26 protein-coding genes are annotated in these 20,329 nt (G+C 37.3%); 7 read left to right on the top strand and 19 right to left on the bottom strand.

What is annotated here, in order from left to right:
• Positions 1-2: 2 nt before the first annotated feature.
• From AC1VU3_RS02425 to AC1VU3_RS02335, 19 genes are all read right to left on the bottom strand, one after another.
• Positions 3-239, bottom strand: a complete 237-nt coding sequence (locus AC1VU3_RS02425; RefSeq protein ID WP_480389617.1) for a hypothetical protein — start codon at positions 237-239, stop codon at positions 3-5.
• A 38-nt stretch (positions 240-277) separates the two neighbouring features.
• On the bottom strand, positions 278-709 hold the full coding sequence (locus AC1VU3_RS02420) for a DUF4181 domain-containing protein (protein WP_480389616.1): 432 nt from the start codon (positions 707-709) through the stop codon (positions 278-280).
• Positions 710-786: 77 nt separating this feature from the next.
• Entirely contained in the window at positions 787-1,338 is a 552-nt protein-coding gene (locus AC1VU3_RS02415) for a hypothetical protein (protein ID WP_480389615.1), read from the bottom strand.
• Between the two features lie 51 nt (positions 1,339-1,389).
• Complete coding sequence (locus AC1VU3_RS02410; RefSeq protein WP_480389614.1) at positions 1,390-1,536, bottom strand: hypothetical protein; 147 nt, start codon at positions 1,534-1,536, stop codon at positions 1,390-1,392.
• 15 nt (positions 1,537-1,551) lie between these two features.
• Positions 1,552-1,953 (bottom strand): hypothetical protein, encoded by a 402-nt coding sequence (locus AC1VU3_RS02405; RefSeq protein ID WP_480389613.1) that lies wholly within the window; start codon positions 1,951-1,953, stop codon positions 1,552-1,554.
• 145 nt (positions 1,954-2,098) lie between these two features.
• Positions 2,099-2,551, bottom strand: coding sequence for a hypothetical protein (locus AC1VU3_RS02400; protein ID WP_480389612.1), 453 nt, complete (start codon positions 2,549-2,551; stop codon positions 2,099-2,101).
• Positions 2,552-2,567: 16 nt separating this feature from the next.
• Positions 2,568-3,137 carry an NUDIX hydrolase gene (locus AC1VU3_RS02395; protein WP_480389611.1) on the bottom strand — a complete coding sequence of 190 codons (570 nt, stop codon included), beginning with the start codon at positions 3,135-3,137 and terminating at the stop codon, positions 2,568-2,570.
• A 46-nt stretch (positions 3,138-3,183) separates the two neighbouring features.
• Positions 3,184-3,378, bottom strand: coding sequence for a hypothetical protein (locus tag AC1VU3_RS02390; protein WP_480389610.1), 195 nt, complete (start codon positions 3,376-3,378; stop codon positions 3,184-3,186).
• Positions 3,379-3,464: 86 nt separating this feature from the next.
• Complete coding sequence (locus AC1VU3_RS02385) at positions 3,465-3,944, bottom strand: hypothetical protein (protein WP_480389609.1); 480 nt, start codon at positions 3,942-3,944, stop codon at positions 3,465-3,467.
• Positions 3,945-4,015: 71 nt separating this feature from the next.
• Positions 4,016-4,513, bottom strand: a complete 498-nt coding sequence (locus AC1VU3_RS02380) for a DMP19 family protein (RefSeq protein ID WP_480389608.1) — start codon at positions 4,511-4,513, stop codon at positions 4,016-4,018.
• The gene (locus AC1VU3_RS02375) at positions 4,510-5,109 is read right to left on the bottom strand and encodes a GNAT family N-acetyltransferase (protein WP_480389607.1); all 600 of its coding nucleotides are present in this window, start codon (positions 5,107-5,109) and stop codon (positions 4,510-4,512) included. Before AC1VU3_RS02375 ends, AC1VU3_RS02380 begins: the two co-directional genes overlap by 4 nt.
• Before the next feature lie 178 nt (positions 5,110-5,287).
• Positions 5,288-5,473 (bottom strand): hypothetical protein, encoded by a 186-nt coding sequence (locus AC1VU3_RS02370; RefSeq protein WP_480389606.1) that lies wholly within the window; start codon positions 5,471-5,473, stop codon positions 5,288-5,290.
• A gap of 76 nt (positions 5,474-5,549) precedes the next feature.
• Complete coding sequence (locus AC1VU3_RS02365; RefSeq protein ID WP_480389605.1) at positions 5,550-5,762, bottom strand: hypothetical protein; 213 nt, start codon at positions 5,760-5,762, stop codon at positions 5,550-5,552.
• Positions 5,746-6,201, bottom strand: a complete 456-nt coding sequence (locus AC1VU3_RS02360; protein ID WP_480389604.1) for a hypothetical protein — start codon at positions 6,199-6,201, stop codon at positions 5,746-5,748. Before AC1VU3_RS02360 ends, AC1VU3_RS02365 begins: the two co-directional genes overlap by 17 nt.
• Positions 6,202-6,562: 361 nt before the next feature.
• A complete protein-coding gene (locus AC1VU3_RS02355; protein ID WP_480389603.1) occupies positions 6,563-7,804 on the bottom strand; it encodes an MFS transporter in 1,242 nt (413 codons plus the stop codon).
• Positions 7,805-7,893: 89 nt separating this feature from the next.
• Positions 7,894-8,472, bottom strand: coding sequence for a TetR/AcrR family transcriptional regulator (locus tag AC1VU3_RS02350; RefSeq protein ID WP_480389602.1), 579 nt, complete (start codon positions 8,470-8,472; stop codon positions 7,894-7,896).
• A 426-nt stretch (positions 8,473-8,898) separates the two neighbouring features.
• Positions 8,899-8,994, bottom strand: a complete 96-nt coding sequence (locus AC1VU3_RS02345; protein ID WP_480389601.1) for a putative holin-like toxin — start codon at positions 8,992-8,994, stop codon at positions 8,899-8,901.
• Positions 8,995-9,180: 186 nt separating this feature from the next.
• Positions 9,181-9,999, bottom strand: a complete 819-nt coding sequence (locus AC1VU3_RS02340) for a sulfurtransferase (RefSeq protein ID WP_480389600.1) — start codon at positions 9,997-9,999, stop codon at positions 9,181-9,183.
• Positions 9,996-13,604: a dynamin family protein gene (locus AC1VU3_RS02335; protein WP_480389599.1), complete on the bottom strand. Its 3,609-nt coding sequence runs from the start codon at positions 13,602-13,604 to the stop codon at positions 9,996-9,998. The genes AC1VU3_RS02340 and AC1VU3_RS02335 overlap by 4 nt, the downstream gene beginning before the upstream one ends.
• Before the next feature lie 196 nt (positions 13,605-13,800).
• On the opposite strand from AC1VU3_RS02335, the gene AC1VU3_RS02330 reads away from it, so the two are divergent.
• The 7 genes from AC1VU3_RS02330 (at position 13,801) to AC1VU3_RS02300 (ending at position 20,166) form a co-directional block, all read left to right on the top strand.
• Complete coding sequence (locus AC1VU3_RS02330) at positions 13,801-14,283, top strand: hypothetical protein (protein WP_482982628.1); 483 nt, start codon at positions 13,801-13,803, stop codon at positions 14,281-14,283.
• Between the two features lie 195 nt (positions 14,284-14,478).
• Positions 14,479-14,823, top strand: coding sequence for a hypothetical protein (locus AC1VU3_RS02325; RefSeq protein WP_482982627.1), 345 nt, complete (start codon positions 14,479-14,481; stop codon positions 14,821-14,823).
• Between the two features lie 449 nt (positions 14,824-15,272).
• Positions 15,273-15,728, top strand: a complete 456-nt coding sequence (locus AC1VU3_RS02320) for a chemotaxis protein CheX (protein WP_480389597.1) — start codon at positions 15,273-15,275, stop codon at positions 15,726-15,728.
• 218 nt (positions 15,729-15,946) lie between these two features.
• Positions 15,947-16,069 carry a cytochrome c oxidase subunit 2A gene (locus AC1VU3_RS02315; RefSeq protein WP_480389596.1) on the top strand — a complete coding sequence of 41 codons (123 nt, stop codon included), beginning with the start codon at positions 15,947-15,949 and terminating at the stop codon, positions 16,067-16,069.
• A gap of 20 nt (positions 16,070-16,089) precedes the next feature.
• Positions 16,090-16,566, top strand: coding sequence for a cupredoxin domain-containing protein (locus tag AC1VU3_RS02310; protein ID WP_480389595.1), 477 nt, complete (start codon positions 16,090-16,092; stop codon positions 16,564-16,566).
• A gap of 1 nt (position 16,567) precedes the next feature.
• Positions 16,568-18,235: a b(o/a)3-type cytochrome-c oxidase subunit 1 gene (locus tag AC1VU3_RS02305; protein ID WP_480389594.1), complete on the top strand. Its 1,668-nt coding sequence runs from the start codon at positions 16,568-16,570 to the stop codon at positions 18,233-18,235.
• Between the two features lie 428 nt (positions 18,236-18,663).
• Positions 18,664-20,166 carry a serine hydrolase domain-containing protein gene (locus AC1VU3_RS02300; protein WP_480389593.1) on the top strand — a complete coding sequence of 501 codons (1,503 nt, stop codon included), beginning with the start codon at positions 18,664-18,666 and terminating at the stop codon, positions 20,164-20,166.
• Positions 20,167-20,329 lie beyond the last annotated feature (163 nt).

Here is a 20,329-nt window from a genome sequence, read left to right as displayed (position 1 = left end):
CTTTAATTACTTTGCTTATTACTAAAAATACTTAAACCAGATACAACACAAAGCAAAAACAATAGAACTAATCTTAGCCAGTCCATTGAAACCCAAAACTCTCCTCCATTGACCACGTCCGGGCTCAAATTATATTCATCTACAAATAGACCCATATTCCAAAACAATCTAACTGAAATAAATAATGAAATGAAACTTAATAAGAACACTGCAACCGATAAACCCTTTTTCCACATCATAAAATTTCTCCCCCCATATTCCAGTTTGTTACATTCTATTAAACCATGCCAAAAAAGTTAGTTGATATCGCTGTATATACTAATAGGACACCAAATGCTAGCTGACTTAAAGTGAAAATATAGTCGTTTGTATTTGGAATGTATCTCCATTCCATGAAAGCTCGAACAGCTTCCGTCATAATTGTTAAGCCAATTAATAAAGACCATGGCTCTATGTACCAAATTCTTTCTAAATAGCCTCGTTCTGCATTATAAAAAGCGCCTACTATGATAAATGCGATAAAAATTATTCGAAGCGTCCAATCTATTTTTTTGTGCATGTCATTCACATGGTTATGGGAAAACAGTTTCTTCTTTTCAACTTTCAACCATTTTCTCATGAGAAAACCAAAAATATAAAATGCTAATGCCGTAATCAAGAGCACCAAAATCAACTTAAGCCAGAATATCGGTTCAATAAAATAAAACAAATCTTCACCTCCAAATCGTGCAATTTAGAAAGAGAATTGCATTTGCCCCCTTTATAGGAAAAGCATTCATGCAGCTATCAATTATTCATTTCCTTCATTAGTTGATTCACTAGACCATCTATATCTTGATATTGGAACTTACCTATTTTCCCTTTTTCTGATGTGGAGAAGATTACTTCGCCTGTTACATTTGCTGTTCGTTCTTTCTCCCCATCTTTTTGATAACCAACCGTTACAACGAAGGTATATCGATTAGACATTTTCTCGCTTTGCTCAATCACCAAATCCTTCATACTTAACTGATGTCCAGAGAGATGAGCAACAATAGGATATGTCGTTCCAGATGAAGCTAGGAAAGAGCTAATATAAGAATCAAGAAAGTATGGACCGTACACTTCATCTACATACTTATCTAACTCTTTGTTCTCTTCTTTATTATCCACAACAGTTTTGTATTTAGGATTCCATACTAAATCCACAAACTTCTCATCAGGACCAGTAAATTGATGCTCAAGCACTTTTTGTATCAATTCTTTTTCTTCTGTCTTTTCTTGGGAACAAGCTGTTAAGATGAGCAATAATACTCCGAAAAACATACAGAATCTAATTTTATTCTTTTGGATTATCATGGTGACCTCCCTTTTAAATGTAATACATTCCAATTGGGAGGAGGATTCCCCTTACCAATTACTATTAAAAATGATATATAGAATGATTGCTCCAATAACGAGTAAGCCACCAATCGTTGGACTTCCGTATAAAGTTCGATTCCACCCATCATCTGTATCGATATTACTCTTTATATGGTTTTCTCTGTCTTCTTTCAAATGATTATCCCTTCATTACATTTCGTCTTCAAAATACCCTTCCTTCATTTCAAATAACTCAAAATAATCCTCTTTTAACACTAGAGAAATAACGGTAGCTTCTTTCTGAAAAAAATGGACATGTCCCATTCTTTCTTCTTTCAGCTCTTCCCAGCCTTCGAGACTGATTTGCTCAAAATAATCAGCTGGTGGATAAAGTCCTTGTTTTCCTCCGATATTTCTCAAGGTATACTTTTCGCCCTTTTTAATATGAGGATTGTTAAATTGCACTTCACTTACTTTCGCTTTAGACGGAACAGGAAAATCTTCGTTTATCCCTGACTCTTTATAACTTGTGATTTCCACATCGGAAGATGAACATCCGACAAAAAATAACAACACAAAGCATATCAGTAAACTAACTTTTATATGGTTCATCATATCTTCCTCCCTTTATTCCTATCTTTTCAAATGAACGATGAAAGATAAATTGAGGTGTACTCCTGCTTTACATACGTTAGAGGAAGAAGTAAGTTTCGATTTTATAGATAATAATGTATTTTATTACCAATAACCAAATAGCTTATTTCGAATCACTCTCTATTAGAGAATGAACATTGATGGTCTCTTTTGCTTGTGTAACGTGATCCATTCCCAATGCCTGGATAACAATATGATCGTGAAATATTCTCTCACCAAAATCCCACTTAATAGCCCATCCATCACTCCCGTCTATGTCGGTACCAATGAGCGTTCTGTCTTCCCAAGTCCCTGTTCCTGTTTCAGCAATCCAAAATAACAATGTTTCCACGTTTTCTGCTTCCACTAAAATAGTCATCGTACTTTTCCCTTTTGGAACAATCAGCCAACCATTTTCCTCCTCTAAATCTGTTTCGACCTTAAGTATTTGTGCTTTATAGTCTCTATTTTCAGACTGGTTAGTTGATGCATTTTCAGGCGAATTTCCTTCTACATGATTACAGGCACAGAGAATCAAAATTAGTAAGAAAAAAGTAAAGCTTATACTCTTTTTCATATGCATCCTCCTCTACTCACGATTTTAGAATGAACAAATCTGCATGTTCTTTTAGCAGTTTTGAAAGAAGTAATAGTTGAGGAAAAGGAGCTAATAGTAAATCTCCATCTATATCGCTTTTTAAGATCACTTTTCCGTTCTTTTTAATAAATTCATATAAAGTAATTTTATTAGTACAGATAAATTGAACATCTTCTGGACTTAGCAAAAGAAGTCCATTAGTTTCTGAGGAAGGAACTGGTTCACTTTCAGAGTACGAAAGATACATGATGGATAATGGTCCTCGCTCATTTCCTTTGACTAAAATCGGAGCAATTTTCTCGTTAAGCTGAATGATGGAAGGCTTACTTCCCCAATCACTTAAATGATAGGTAATAGGGGAATTCATAGGATTTATTTTCATAGAAGCCTCTTCAAATACTTCACATGCTGCGGTCTCTAAGGGGGTCTCATTAAGTTCTACATGTCCACCAAGTCTAACTACTCCCAGCGCATCTGCCTTTTTTGTAGGTCCAACCTGAAAGATAAACAACCCCTGATATAATACATAAGCACCCGATGTAATTACGTTTTTATGAATATTCACGTCACTTGCTCCCCCTAAATTAACCCCTCATGAAACTAATATCTGTTCAATAAGTAGAAAAACTAATATATTGATAGCCCAAAATGATAGGTAATATAAAAATCAAAAATAGTCCTGAAAACATGAAATTTATAAATCTTTTTCTATCCATACCAACTCTTAATTCCCATAATCCTAAACAAACTAAATATAAACCTAACATGACACTGATTATTGGTAAGATCACCATAAATATATCCATTTGACTTCCCCCTAAAAACTTCTTTCGAGTCCCATTGCCTTTAGCTACGGGTTACACGTGTTAGCTGAATCTTCAGTCTATAAAATCTAAAAACTGTTACTTTCTATTATTCCTTCTTCCACTAGTCGCTTCTTTTCGCTCAAGTTAAAAATCCCAGGAATCCAGTTCTCTAACCCTCCATAGCCACCTACTAATTCCCCATCTATTTCAACAATCGTGGCAGTTAGTTTATCACCAGTTTGTTGCTTTTCCTTTAGAAGATAAGTAGTTATGTTAGCTTCTATTCCTTTGTGGTTATATGGTTCCAAATTCAAGCCAGCACTCTGTAGAGACTGTATAAGCTCTGAGTAATATTCTATTACCTGCTTTCTTGCGCCACATGATGATTTAATATGCCAACCGTGTTGTAGTAAATACTCTTGATGACTTTTGGAGATAGATTCATCCTTCGTATTACATTCTCTAGTAGTTTGAGGTTCGTTCATACCATTTGTATTCATTGCTATCCAAACGATTATAGACATAGTTGTCACAAGGAGAAAAGCTGTTAATAAAAAATCTCGCATCCATTAACCTCCCATTGCAATTTCCTTCGAAAAGATTGAATACCCACTAACCAACGCGCTTTAGAAAACATCTAACAGTCTACTATCTCCATTATCTCAACATGGCATTTAGTAGCATAATCACTTAGTAGCTCACTCAATTCCTGACCAAGGTTAAAATATGCAGCGTCTGCTTTTTCGATAAGACCATAAAATTCTACTTCCAAGCTTTCAATTGGTGGATCTTCACTACTACTATTTTCTAATGCCAGAAAAGCACTCCAAAGTTCCTCCAGATTATTCTTTTCTATCTCTGCATAGCTGGATGCACCAATCTTTTCAAGCAAGTTCGTCAATCTATGGAGATACGTTTGAATACCCATTGCTTCTATATGCTCTGAAAACCAATTCAATAAGCTTTCATGGCCTCCGCTTTCGAGCTCACAAAAATAATTGAATAAAATGATGAAATCATTTATTTTCTCGTCTTCTGTCGGAAATAAAGATACGTATTCTACATAGGCTGCTAAAACCGCATTCCATATGTCATCGTTCGTTTGCAGTTCACTTTTATTTACTTGAAGTTTCATAGCCTTGACACCCCTGTGAGTTTAGATTCTTTCAAAGTTGCAAACTCTTCATCAAGTATTGAGTACATTTTTACATCTCGATGTTTTCCTTTTGCAACTATCCCTTTTCGGATGATCCCTTCAAAGGTCATGCCTAACTTTTCCATGACTCGTGATGAACCAAGGTTCTTTACGTCACACCTAGCTTGAATACGAACCAGTCCCATTTCGTCAAAACCAAATTGTATTACTTTATTAGCTGCTTCTGTCACTAAACCCTGTCCCCAATATTCTTTGGATAGGACATATCCAATTTCAGCAATCTGTTGATTTGGCTGCCACCACACAAAGTCGATTGTTCCTATCAATTTACTATTCTCCTTATATTGAATTCCCCATGGAGAAACCTGTTTGTTCCGATATTTCTCTAGTACAAGTTCAATATAATTTCGTGTATCCATTATTGTTGCATGGGTATCCCAGGTTACATACTTGGAAACCTCTTCTTTTGAAGCGTATTCATGTATATCTTCTAAATCCTCTAAAGTGATTTTCCGAAGAATTAGACGCTCTGTTTCTAGCATTGGTAAATCACTAAATATATCCTCTATGTACATCTTATCTCCTCCACAAAATACGAATCTTTCATCGATTGGCTTTCCTCATGTTTACCAAGTCTTCATCAGTCATTTTACGAAAGAACATTCAATTTCCCCCTCTCTAAACCCTATAAAAAAAGCGAGCAAGGAACCCCTTCCAAGCTCACGAAGATAATATACCTGTATAGGTTCTCGTTTACAGGCCACTTTGACTATTATATCGACCGACTTCTCTAGTGGCATCTGCTTCAGCAACAGTTTGGTTTAAAGATTTCTCCTGCTTATAGATCTTATATTTTCCCTTTGTTAAATAATCCACAACATAGCCACCTACAACTAAAGAAGCTAGCAGTCCCCAAAAACACCACATTATCCAATGCATGTAATGACCCCCTATCTATATCTAATGTTCTCTAATAAGCACTTCCTAAATAAAATCTTTGGTTCACCCACAGTTTTTATAACAGTAATCCTACTGTAAATGAAAGGATAAAGGAAAAAAGTGTTGCCACCATCACTTTTCCAGAATGCTCTGAACCACAAAAATAACCTATGACGAATGCTATGAACCCCATTAATGGAGAGAATATTGCTGTTACAATCCCCGATAAAGCATAAGCGTCTTTATACCAAGACTTCACAATCGGTTCTGCATTATTGATATTTAACATCCGCCTTACCCCCTGCTTCCATTTCTTTCTTTTCATTTGTTATACAGAATAAATTCAGAACTAGTATATAGAATGGATATACCAGCAAACCTCCTATTACGAAAAGTCCTGTAACAGGATTAGGAGTATCTCCCCGATTAGTTATTGGAAATAAAGATGCGAATATATAAATGAGAAGAACAAAGTAGGGAATCCAGAGAATCGCCGTAAAAAAATTTACCTTTCGCTCACCCAACCACTTCCTTGTTAGGAAAAAGAGTAATATTGTTCCACCTAAAATTTCTATACCAACTGTTACATTGGTCAGCATACTTACCTTTCCAACTTCCCAATTCGTTACTCTGCTAATCCTATACACATTCACCATAAGCTCAATTGGAACAAATATCATAAGAGCGTACAGAAGACTAATAACATGTAACTTCAAAAAATATTTCATATGAAAAGCCACCTATAATAATGATCTTATTGAAAAAAACTGCTTGGTTAGTTGAAAAATTAAGATAGTTATTCTGTTATTCTATTCAAATCTATCCGTTCTTGATTTTATAATAAAAATGGTGAGGACTTTCTGACCTTTGCCAGTAAATCACTGTTCATTTATGAGAGACCCTCACAATTCCAACAAGTAAATAATTTACATTACAACCCTATTTTAACACAAATATCCATAATAATCAGAAAAATTTTTTCGTTATAATGAATGAACCTTCTCCATTGATCCCCAGTTGTATTGAATTGGAGTTATCTTAAACAACGAAATGCATTGGGTCTTTTGAAACTTTAAGCTCAATTTCTTATCATATATCTTTTAATTGTTCTTCATCAAATTTAAGACCACGGATATCTTTATTTAATAAAGCAACCACTGCCCAAATTAACGTCCATATTCCAACGATTATATAAACATAATTAATTGCAAAGTATTCCGAAATAATAGAGTTAAAAAGCATTCCAACTGGCATAAATATACTCGATATAGATAACGCAAGGGACATAACTCTGGCTCTAAAATGTTCTTCAACTAAAATGATTAACATAGAGTTGATTGAAATGAACATTAATACTTCTGCACCAGCAATAAACATAAACCAGATAGTACCAATCCAAAAATTGGTCGTTATACTTATTAACAACATCGAAGCTCCTACTGAAAATAAGCAAATAGCAAACATAATTCCAGGTCGAGTAGTCTTTAATAATTTACCTGCACTTAAACCTACTATAAGTGTCGCAATAGTGCCTGCAGTATGAAATAAACCATATTCTTTTGCTCCTGCTTGAAATTGCTCTTGTATGAGCACAACGAGTAAGGCGCTACCAATCGATAAAATATTAATCATAGATCCAATAATAATTAATTTAAATACAGGTCGATTTTCCCTAAATTCTTTCATTCCATCTACTAATTCTTGAAAGAAATTTGGCTTTTGGATAGAACTAGTAGCAGATTGGGCTTGTGGTTTTTCTATAGTTACAAAAATAAATAATATTAAAATTACAGATAATAAATAACTACCTGATTGTATTAGTATGACACCAGCGTATCCTAATGCTACTAGTAAAAAACCTGCAATAGCATTGCCTACCATATCTGAAATCGAACTAAAGCTAGTTAATAAGCCCGAAAGCTGTGGTATGTTTTTCGTAGGTGCAATTTGGCCAATTAATCGACCCCTAGAAATACTTGCTGTCATTGTCAGGATAGTATTTATAAAAGTGAATAAATATATAAAGATCAATATATATCCTATTTCTAAATAGAATAAGAGTGCCAATATAAAAGTAGTTACACTAAGCAGTATAAAGCAGTAATGGACAACTGTCTTTGGTGATTTCCTTTCTGCAAATACACCAACTACTGGTCCTAAAAATACACTACTAATAATGGATATGATGGAATAGAACGTTGTTGCTATCGGCGATTCTGTTACCTCATAGATATACCAAATAATCGTTAAATAAAAAATGGATTCTGCTAATTTATTTACAGTGAAAGAACTGACCAATAAATTTCGGTTTTTTAAATAACTGTTTTTCATTCCCTTCCCTCCTATGTTATATTAAATTTTATTTCAGTTACAAATTACGATTGATTAATCAATCAAGTCTATATAAATATGTAGACTGCTCATCGCAGTCCAAATAATCGAATAGAAGTCTCAGCAAAAGACTTTAAAGACTCCTCTGGAAATTCATTTGTATTAGATAAAAATAGACCTAGAATAAATGAAATATAGGCATTCGAAATTATCCACGGGTCCCCTTCAGAAATTTGCCCAGCATCTTGCCCATTTTTAATAAGCAATTCTATTTTTTTCGCTATCGATAGAGCAAACTCGTGAGCTAATTCATATGGTTTAAAATATCTTTCCCATTGAGATGTTACATGAATTAATAACAATAGATAATTTCTATTTTGATGAAATAATTTAAAATGATGAAATGCCATCACTTCAATTTCCTTCTTATAACTTTGGGGGGTGCAGTCAAATTGGAGAGTTTTCTCTAAAAGATCTTTCATTGGCTCTTCTACACACTTGAACAACAACGTTTCTTTATTCTCATAATAAGAGGCAACAGTTCCGAACCCAACACCTGAGAGCTTAGCAATATCCGACATTGTCGTTGCTTCAAACCCGTTTTCAGCAAATAATTTAGTTGCAACATGTAAGACATCCTTTTTCTTTTGATCTATACTTCTTCCCATTTTAACCCTCCATTTTTGATTGATTAATCAACCATATATTAGATTAAAATTACCACTTTATGTAATTGGTTGCAACTGCTATTTTTGATTTTTTACTAATTGCTATACAACTTCATGGTAGCTTCTCATTCAACGAGGTGCTTTAGTTGAGAAACGACCTTTAACAATCGAATAACATACACCAACTTTCTTTGTGGAAAGAGCCAATCTAAAAATCTTAATCATTAAGCATAGTTTCTGCTTTCCTAAGCTAGATTAAATTGATTGAATATAAAAAACACTATGTTATAATGAATGTAAGAAATGAGTATATTAAAAAGACTGCTGGCGAGGGGTTCGCCAACAGTCTTAGTAATAACATAGTTCGCTTCAAAGGCGAACAGCACAGCGTTTAGTAAACCGCCATTGCTTCCAGGCTCGGGCGGTTTACTTTTTTTGTGTAAAAGTAAATAACAGTACAATGATTGCTACAATTAGCACTGAAAATACAATCATAATGCTTATTGCTTCATATACTGTCATCAGCTACACCCCCTCTCTCCCACTGAGAAAGTGAGTTGAAAAGATGTGCTGCCGCCCATGAAACCCTTGTTATTACATAACCTAATTATACCATATTTTAGGCAGATTCAAGATACGTATTCCTCTGAAATGGAGAATAAAAAAACAGCACTTTCTTTGGTCATCCAAATGAAAGTGCTGTTCTATTTACAACTCAGTTTCTACCTCATGCTCTCGTATCCAGTCACTATAGCTGCCAACATAAATTTTTACTTCTGGATAGCCAGCTTCTTTTAGGCTGGCATATAGCGGAGCTGCTGTTACGCCACTACCACAGTAAGCGATAACCGGAACATCCTTAGAGGTAAGGTCCGCTAGCTTTTCCTTTATTTCTTCAGAATCGGCAAATTGGCCTTCCTTCTTCAGCTGCTCCCAGTCATAATTGATCGCAGTTGGGATATGGCCTGCTATCGGGTCAATTGGCTCGAATTCTCCACGGAATCTTTTTGCCGCCCGAGCATCTATCAGCTGTGCTTTTGTAATACCAGCTACCACTTCTTCGACAACTGCCACATCTACAATTAGCTCATCCTTCCACTTCGGCGTGACAGTGGAAGGTGAATAAGCAGTGATTTCTGAAGTTGTCGGCAATTTTTTCTTTATTTCCTCGTAGCCTTCTCTTAGCACAAAGATATGCTCAAAGCCTGCCCACTCCAGTAAAAAGTAGGCTCTTAGTGCAAAAGGAGAACCGCCTTGGTCGTATAGATAAATCGTGTCCTCCAGCTGTAGACCGAACTGCTGGACAAGGGTAGTCATTTTTTCCTTTGAGATCATCGGATGCCTTCCACTCTTGCTGTCCATATCTGAGAGATCCTGCTCCAAATCCCAATAAACAGCACCAGCAATATGTCCTTCCTCATACAATTTCTTGCCCATTGTAGCATCAGCCAGATCAAACCTTGTATCGATAAAACGTGCGTTTTGTGTATCCTGGATATCCTCCAGATTTACAAATACCTTTGTCATGAAGCTTGCTCTCCTTCATCAATGCGTTGATAAATCTCCTTCCAAAGTGTCAGAATGTCTTCCTTCTCCAGCAGATTTCTCTCCGCATCTATTTGTTTTACGCTATCTTCTACAAGCTTGTTGCGTAATCCTTCTATTTCTTTTATTACATAAGCTTCTATCCATTCGGAAATGCGTGTTAATTCTCCCTGCAAGTAGACTTCTGCATCCTTTTTCGTTTGCTCTGCTAATGCATCACGCAGTTTTTCCTTTTCATTTTTCTCAAAAAATGATTTTTGATTTTTATAAAATGATTTTACTCCAGCATATTTCGTTCTATCCTGGAACGGTCCGCTAAAATCTAGCAGCTCCTCGTCGCTTGGTTCCATCGGTGTGAAAGCGAAGCTATCATTTAGCTCTTTTAAGAAACGAATTTCTTCCTTCTCCAGCTGCTTCACCTGCTTTTGACTATACTGAAGAATTCGGAAATTGGTAACACGTAGCTCTTGCTCCAAGTCAAAACGCAGCATTTCTAAAATATCTTTTAAGGCGATGTCTAATGCCACACTTGCAGACTGATTTGCAAATAAAGAAGGATTATAGGCTTCACGGAAAAACTCGTTAAACCGATAGAATACTCGTTGATGTAAATAGTAAATCAGTGATTCCAGCTCATCTATTGCAGCTTTCGTTATGTTAGTTGCATTTATTTTTTCATAGCGCCCAACAATTTGGTGCTCCTGCTGCTTCAGCTCCACTAAACGCTCCGACTTTCTAGCAAGGTTGCGCTCCGTTTGTTCAATTAGCGAATGCAGTTTCTCCTTCTGTCTCGTCGCTTCCTCATCTAAAGCAGTGACTGCTATTTGCTTTAAATCCTTCTCGAGGAACTGCTCGAAAGCAGACTCAAACTGTTTCATACCTTCGTGAAGAGGCTTGCCATCCACTTTTTCCTTTAGTGCCTCTAAGCTGGATACTCCGTAGACACGTGGGAAACGTATACCAAATCGTTGAAGCTCATCCTTCACGTACTGCTTCACAAGCTCCGCTTCTTCTTCATTAGACGCAAGATCAATCGCATTGACAATGAAGAACATCTTATCTAACTCAAAGGCGTCCTTCACACGACCGAGCTGAATTAAAAACTCACGATCCGCCTTTGCGAAGGCATGATTATAATACGTAACAAATAAAATCGCATCCGCATTTCGAATATAGTCAAACGCAACCCCAGTATGACGCGCGTTGATGGAGTCAGCCCCTGGTGTGTCTACTAATGTAACCCCTAGTCTTGTGAGCTCACAATCATAGTAAAAGTCAATATTATCGACAAAGCAGCTCTTTGATTCCTCTGCCACATAGCGGCGGAAGTCGTCACCATCAACCCGTAAAATCTCCCCGAGCTTGTCCTTCACATTCTCAAAGCCCTTATAATAAGCGGCAATAAAGGATTTGTGTACTTCTTGATGAGCTGTTCCTTCTAATATAGATGGTGCTTTCGTATAAGCCTCCTCTAGAGAAGAAACCTGTATGCCAAGCTGCTGATACGCAAACTGCACATCCGTTAGCAACTGAGATGCTGTTTTTAATGTAACGTCTGCAGTATTATGAGCATGCTCCGTTGAAACCGGATGTATTTTATTGATAGCTGCTGTGGTCGGATTTGGTGAGACAGGAAGCACATTTGCCCCCATCAGCGCATTCGAAAAACTGGACTTCCCGGCACTAAACGCACCAAACAAGGCAATGGTAAACTGCTGCTTTTGTACCCTTAAAGCCTTACGAGTTATGACTGCAGCCGCTTCCTTGAACTCCGGCAGCTCTGATAATATTTCACTGATTCGGTTAGCACGTTCAACAATTTGGTCAACTGGCAATACGTCCTGCTGTTCTTCCACTATTTCCTCTTGTTGCTGAACAGCAGTCTCTTCTTTCTGCTCCTGCTCTGCTGGATCGTATGCACGGATTGATTTCTCAAAGCGATCCTTTTCCTCCTGCCACCTAGCCATTAAGGAATCCCTGTCCTTACGAAGCTGGATAGATGGTGCAGTTAGCAGCTTTTCAAAAGAGTCGTGCTGATCGGCAATCTTCTGGATACGTAGGATCGCCTCTTGTTTTTGCTGCAGCTTGGAAAGCTTGGAGGAGGTGTTAGCTGTCCCCGCCTCTGCTTCCTTGACATGAGACGCACCCTTTTCCTTCCAAGCATCTGCTTCTTTAATAAAGAATCGGCTCACTGCCTCCGTTACACGGTTCGCATAGTTCAGGATAGCATCCCCTGTCACGCTTGCTCCCTCGTGAAGAGTATTTTGAATAATATCTGCTGAAATTTCGAGCGGAAGCTCCTCTATCTCTCTCATGTATTCATCCTTCGAGACACCTGCATCCTTTAGCATCGCTTTCATTAGCGCTTTCAGATGAGTCGTAATATTTGTATTTACAATTTTCGCAAGCTGGCTTCTAGCATCCTCTAGTCGCTTCTCTCTCTCCAGCTCTGTCTTCTTTTTACTTCCTAAGAAGCCGACCTTAAAGGAGTCCTGCTTACTTTCTGCGTAAAGTCTTAATTGTTCCCGCATTTCATAAGGCATGATGCCAGCGTTTTGTAGTAACTGCTTACGTTTCGCTTCAAATTCCTTTTTCCAAGCATCCTCATCCTGCAATGCCTCTTGCTTTAACGAAATCGCAAGCTGCTCCAGTATTTCCTCCCGATTCTCCCATTCGTCCTGGCTAAGAATCTCCTCGACCTCTAATAACGAAGAAGTCTGTTCTTCTTGTAAAAACCTCTTATGCTCGTCTATCAGTTTTTGAAGCGTTGCCTCTGAGGATAATAAAAACAGCTCTTCCTTCTGCTCAATAGACTTTCGAACAATCTCTTGTACCGAAGGAAAATCATTATGAGACAGCGTTGGATTCTTTAAAGAAGTGAAGAAAATCCCCTTCGGATAAACCGACCAAGCCGCAAAGGAATCGGCCACGGACTGTTGAAAGCTTTCAAAGGACAGCTCCTCTTCCCGATGCTTGTCAATCTGATTGACAATTAAATAGATATTTTCATTATAATGAAGCAATTCCTTTGTAAATTGAAAGTTCAACTCTGATTGCACATGGTTATAATCCATTACATAAAACACGATGTCCGCTAGATGTAGTGCAGATTCTGTGGAAACACGGTGCGCATCATCGGTGGAATCAACACCAGGCGTATCCATCACGGAAATGCCCTCCGGTAAAGCAGAATCCTTGTAGCCAATCTCAATTTGAGAAACCTGACTGCCATCCTTGGAGTATTTCTTCACCATTTGTATATCATATTCCCCTGAAAACCTCACAGGTGGCTGATCAATAAAGTGCACAATTGCATAGTTTTCTTCTGCTTTTTTAACGTTCACTATGTTCGCAGAGGTTGGTATAGGGCTTGTCGGTAAAAGCTGCTCATCCACCAAAGCGTTGATCATACTGGATTTACCTGCTGAAAAGTGTCCTGCAAAGCCTATCGTAAATGTCTGTTTCTCCAATTTATCTGCAAAGAGCTTTGCCTTCGCATAGCGCTCTTCATCGTTATGTAATTTAAAAATTGTTGCGAGTAATGCATTTTTGGTTTTGATTGACTGTAACTGCTCTAAATCATTCATGTACGTAATTATTCCCCTTTTATAAATCTTCACAATCTATGTCTATCATATCAGAAATTTCAACAAAATATGACTTAATTTATCCGAGAAATAAAGTCTTCAAGAGAGGTTCTCTATAACGATTTGTTTAAAAAATAGCTATATTCACATAACTTTTTTCGTTCTCTATGGTACAGTAAATAGGGAGGTGAATATGATGAAGAAGATTTTCTTGTTTTTATTATTAGTAGGTATATTAATGGGCTGCAATGATCAAAAGGCAGCCGAAGGAGAATTCCTCATTGGGAACTTTGGATTCGAGCCACAATCAAATGAAAGTTATCAACTAGTTGCTCCAATAGAGTGGACTGGAGAATCAGCAGTAACCATTCAATCAATCGAATTGATAAAAGATAACGATATGCCTATTACATATGAAGAAGACGGAATGGAGTATGAATTTTTTGGTGCAGCTCCTTTAAAGGAAAGCGGTATTTATGGCGGCAAAGAAAACATCGGAGATATACAAAGCCTAGGTGACTTTGAACTCACCGGCGAAGGGAAAATAGTTTGGAAGCTTAAGTTGGGGAATGTTGTAGAAGATGACTCTCGAAGAGTAAAAATGACCTACGCGATGGATGGAGAAGAACACCAGCAAATCGTGAAGTGGCCAACGCTTGAACAACTATCTACTAATTAATTATGAAAGCTGGGGGTTCTCCAGCTTTTTTCATTTATAGTGAAAAAAAGATCTTATTGCAAGATCGAACGGATTTATTGGAAGCTTCGAAGCTGTGCTCCCTGGTATCGGAAAGACCTCTAGCGTAATCGTGGAAATCACTCCATTTATCGTAAAGATTTCGTCCTTAATCGCCGACTTCTTAGCCGCGACTTCTTGTATCGCAAAGACCTCGCTCTTAATCGCAAAGATCTCTGCCGTAATCGTGGAGATTCCTCCATTATCGCAAAGACTTCGACCATAATCGCTGACTTCTTAGCTATGGCTTCTTGTATCGTAAAGATCTCGCTCTTAATCGTAAAGATCTCTGCCGTAATCGTGGAGATCACTCCATTTATCGTCAAGACTTCAACCTTAATCGCTGACTTCTTAGTTGCGGCTTCTTGTATCGTAAAGATCTCGCTCTTAATCGTAGAGCTCTCTAACGTAATCGTGGAGATCACTTCATTTATCGTAAAGACTTCGAACATGAACGATGACTTATTAGCAGCGGCTCCCTGAACCGCAAGATTTTTTCCATAATCGCAAGATACTATGGCTTAATCGCAAGATCCCCTGCCTTAACTGCAAAATAGAACAGGTTTATCGCAAGATTCGAAGCTCAGCTCGCTGCCCTCGCAAGATATTTTCCGTAATCGCAAGATACATAGGCTTAATCAAGATCCCACCTATTCTCACCAATAAAAAAAGAATGGCAAGGTAATAAACCCTTCCATTCTTTATTTTGGCTGTGGTGTGATTGATTTAAGAATATATTTTGTCGTAAGTCCGTAGATGATAACTGTTGCTGTGATAGGGATTAGAATCATCCTGTATCTCTCCTTTAATGATGTTGAAACTCATTCTCATTTAAATAATAACACAGCTTTAATATTTTTACTAGAGCCCCTATTCTTTTTACCTATGAATTGTGCTAACATTAAGACATACTTACTACATGGAGATTTATTATGACTACAACTAAGCAAATTCAAACTCTTTTAAACGGGACTATTTCCTCTCTACGGTCAGTAATTCCTATATCTATGGATTTCCAGTCCCCTTCTTCTTCGCAGCAGCCATTTGAGCAAAGTGAAATGGGTGTGTTAATTGGAATTATTGGGGATATGAAAGGTCGTATCATCATTGATTCAACCGGTGCCACTTTCTCTTCTATAAGTCAGCACATGTTTGGGATGCCATTAGAGGGGGAAATGCTCGAATCCTTTACAGGAGAGCTAGGGAACATGATAGCCGGAAACCTTTGCACGGTAGTTTCCAGTGATCAGCTGGAGATTGATATTACTCCCCCGACCGTTTTAGTAGGGAACACAAAATTCTATGGATTTCAGCGTGCCATAATGCTTCCCGTACAACTCTTGAATATAGGCAAGATCACGATTATTTTAACGGTTGATGATATTTAATACATACGAAAGCTGCGGTCATTAGGACTGCAGCTTTTTACTTTTTGACAATCTTTTATTCTCTCGAGCAGGAAATAGAAGGTAAAACTCTCTAGCTTTTCTAAGTTTCACAGTATCTTCACATTATCCGCTATAAGTGTGATAAAAATCACATCTTCTTTTTTCCAATCTCCTTATGATTGACCTATAGTGAAAAAAAGTTACGGAGGTGGTAACAAATGTCAAAAAAGAAGACAAAGGAACCTGAGTTAAAAGGGACTTTAATCTCAGTTACATTTGTTGGCGTATTTATCTTAATTATTTGGTTCATGGCATTTTACTTATTTGTTGATCGATTTTAATTGGATGGAGGTACAAAGCAATGCATATTCACAAGTATGAAAAATGGTGGCTAACTTTTGGAGTTGGGTCACTTGTACTATTTTTAGTAATAGTGGGATTCAGTGCGTTTCATTACGGCTCGCATCCACCTAGTGCAAAGGTCTACGTGGATCCTGAGCGAGTAACTGAAATAGCACCTTTTAATAATCCAGGGGTACATAAGGTGGAAGGAAAGGATTGGGATTATGAAGTAGTTATTCATGCATCTGCCTTTTATTATAACCCACCTGAAATTGAACTTCCTGTAGGAGCAAAAGTGAAATTTATCGCGACAACCTCTGATGTCATCCATGGCTTCCAGGTTGCTGGTACGAATATCAATATGATGCTAGAGCCGGGATATATCTCTGAATACGTGACGACAGTGGATGAAGTTGGAGAGTATTTGATTTTATGTAATGAATATTGTGGCGTAGGACACACTTCTATGTCATCTATGCTAAAGGTGGTTGAGTAACATGGCAACGATAAAAGAAAAAGCAACAGGCTTTATAAAGGTTGACCGTCGTGATGGAAGACTGGCGATGGCTCATATACACGTGGCCTTCATCGCCTTATTGATAGGTGGGTTATGTGGACTCCTTCAAACATTAGTACGATCAGGACAATTTACATTACCATGGGGAATTGGCTATTATCAGCTTCTCACTGTCCATGGTGTATTATTGGGACTTATTCTTACAACTTATTTTATCTTTGGTTTTCAAATTGCAGCAGTCAGTCGCACAGCTGGTACGTTAACTGATAAGCAACGCCTTTTCGGCTGGATTGGCTTCTGGGTCATGACAATCGGAACTGTTGCAGCTTCCGTAATGGTTTTATTAAATGAAGCATCTGTACTTTATACATTCTACGCTCCCCTTCAAGCACACTGGATCTTCTATGTAGGGCTTGCATTGGTAGTAGTGGGCTCTTGGATTGGCGGAGCAGGCCTTATAATGAAATATAGAGAGTGGCGTAAGGCGAACCCTGGCGAACCGAGTCCTCTGCTTACTTTTATGGTAATTGTCAATTTAACTATGTGGATCATCTGCTCCCTTGGTGTTGCAGTAGAGGTTGTTTTCCAGCTGATCCCGTGGTCATTAGGCTGGGTTGATAAAGTAGATGTATTGCTTTCTCGTACGTTGTTCTGGTATTTTGGACATCCATTAGTGTACTTCTGGCTATTACCAGCCTACATGGTTTGGTATGTAATTATCCCCAAAATTATTGGTGGTAAGATTTACTCTGATTCATTAGCTAGATTATCCTTCATGCTGTTCTTGATATTCTCTATTCCAGTAGGGTTCCACCATCAGTTAACTGAGCCAGGTATCGATTCCTTCTGGAAGTACTTACAGGTTGTTTTAACAATGATGGTTGTTATCCCTTCCCTTCTTACTGCGTTCTCTATGTTTGCAACCTTCGAGCTTCGTGGACGAGAATTAGGTGGAAAAGGAATCTTTGGATGGTTTAAAAAGCTACCTTGGAAGGATGCTAGATTCGTAGTTCCGTTCATCGGAATGGCGGCATTTATACCTGCAGGCGCTGGCGGTATCGTCAATGCATCCAACCAGATGAATCAAGTTGTCCATAATACCATTTGGGTAACTGGACACTTCCATTTGACTCTTGCAACAACTGTAGTACTCACATTCTTTGGTGCTGCTTATTGGTTGATCCCTCACCTAACAGGTAGAGTGTTAACGAAGAAAATTAACCGACTTGCCATCATTCAAGGTATTGTCTGGGCAGTTGGGATGAGTATAATGTCGGGAGCAATGCATATTGCCGGATTATTAGGTGCTCCAAGACGCTCTGATTATTCTACTTATGGCGGCTCACCTCAAGCGAGCGAATGGATTCCTTACCAGATTGCACAAGCAGTCGGTGGAACGATTCTCTTTATCGGGATTATCTTGATTATCTATATCGTTGTTCAGTTGGTATGGTTTGCTCCAAAAGGTGAAACAGAGTTCCCTGTTGGAGAAGTATCCGAGAATGCAGAAAAAACTCCGATGGCTCTAGAGAACTGGAAGATTTGGTTAACGATTACTGTTCTCTTGATATTGTTCGCTTACACTGTTCCGATCATTGATATGATTCAAAATGCACCACCAGGATCGAAAGGCTACAAGCTTTGGTAAAAGTATTTTAATAGAGTTTACGGCGTGTTCCTCATAGGTTCTCGCCGTTTTTTCATTTATAGATGATTTGACTAAAATGTCCAATCCTGTAGGGTTTGAGGTCCCCCCTACTTCCTCAACTGTAAAATTCCTTCTTACTTATATTTCTTAACTTTCATTTCCCTGTCAGTTTCTAACTAAAAAATCATTAACCTACGGCTACTGCTTTTGTATAACATACAGTTCTATTACCGTAATTCTACTATGATTGTTTATAAAAAATTGTACACCTGTGCCAATTTCAAACAGTTTAAATTGTCGAATATCATATTTAGGATTGTAAAGATTTTAACTCGATTGGCTATTTCATTCTAATTATTTATGGTATTATAGGTTTATTATGGAAATATAATAATCCATATTTCATCTGAAAAGGAGTAAATAAAGAGATGAGAAAAGTAATTCTAATGGTCGCTCTATTTTTAGGTTTAATTAATATTTCAATCCCCATAGGTCATGCAGAGGTAAATGATAAAATTAATAAGATTGAACAATTTGTAGAGGAACAAAGAAAGATTAGTCAAATTCCCGGAATATCATTAGTTATTGTAGAGAAGGGAGAAACAGTTTATCAAAAAGGTTTTGGATACGCTGATGTAAAGGAGAAAATACCAGTTACTTCTAATACTTTATTTGAACTGGCGTCAACATCGAAAGCATTTACAGGTCTTGCTATTTTACAGTTAGAAGAAGAAGGATTATTAAAACGAACTGATGATATACGGAAATACATCCCCTGGCTAGAATTAAAATATAAAGGCGAACTGCAGACCATTACAATAAATCAATTACTTTATCATAACAGTGGTATTGCTTCGAACACTATTGTACATATTCCCGAGAGCAACGCAGAAAACGCACTTGAATTAACTGTAAAAACCTTACTTGAACAATCCTTGAATCGTGAACCAGGCAGCTCATATGAATATGCAACAATCAATTATGATGTTTTAGGACTTATTATTGAGAAAGTTTCAAAACAGCCATATGATTTGTATATAAAAGAACTTTTATTTGAACAAATCGGTATGGATAATTCCTATGTCGGCATACATCAAGTTAAGTCCGATGCACTGGCAACTGGTTATAAGATTGGATTCATGAGAGAGCAAGTTTATACGCCACCTATTTATCGGGGAAATATACCTGCTGGTTATATTGTCAGTAATACAAACGATATCGCGAGATGGCTAAACCTACAGTTAGGAACCATTCAAAACAGTACATTTAGTAAAAAAACGATTGAACAATCTCACATCCCTGATCAATCCGTAGAGCCTTTCCTTCCAGACACCTATTATGCAAGTGGTTGGAGCGTTGAGCAAAAGAATGACAAACGATACATATGGCACGATGGTGCAAATCCAACATTTTCATCTTTCTTTATCATGCAACCTGAAGAACAAATAGGTGTAGCAATTTTATCCAATATGGATACAACCTTTACGACAGCAATAGGTCAAGGTGTAATGGATTTATGGGAAGAAAATAATGTCAGCTTGAATCATACTGACGGATATCAACAATTAGATAAAATCGTATCAATTCTCTGTATTATTATTGGCTTTCTAGGACTAATTTTTAGTCTTTTATTGCTAAGAAACTTATGGAAATTTAAAAGAAAACAACGATCCTGGGCATCATTGAAAGGAAAGAGACTCTTTCTATTAGTGTTCCATTCATTATTTGCAACAGCCATTTTGGTACTTATGATAGTGGCTCCTAAATTTTTATTAGGAATGACTTGGAAGTTTATTAGAGTATGGGGCCCCACTTCAGTATCAGCACTATATTATAGTGTAATAGGAACAATCATCATTTATTATTTCTCCATATTATGGCTAATTATTACCAAAAAGAAATCCTTATTAGATAGAAAGCAGTATTTATAGTTATAATAATGAGTTATTTTATGTTGAATACTTTTTGAAATAAAATCCTCTACAATCGGGCGCAATTCCTAAAAAAGAATTTGCGCTTTTTTTGCATTTAAGCACCATGGAATCTAAATCTCATGAATATATTTAGTTTTATGTTTAAGAAAACGATTGAAAT

Source organism: Psychrobacillus sp. Z16_25, assembly GCF_056856695.1.
This window is presented reverse-complemented; position numbering and strand designations above follow the sequence as displayed.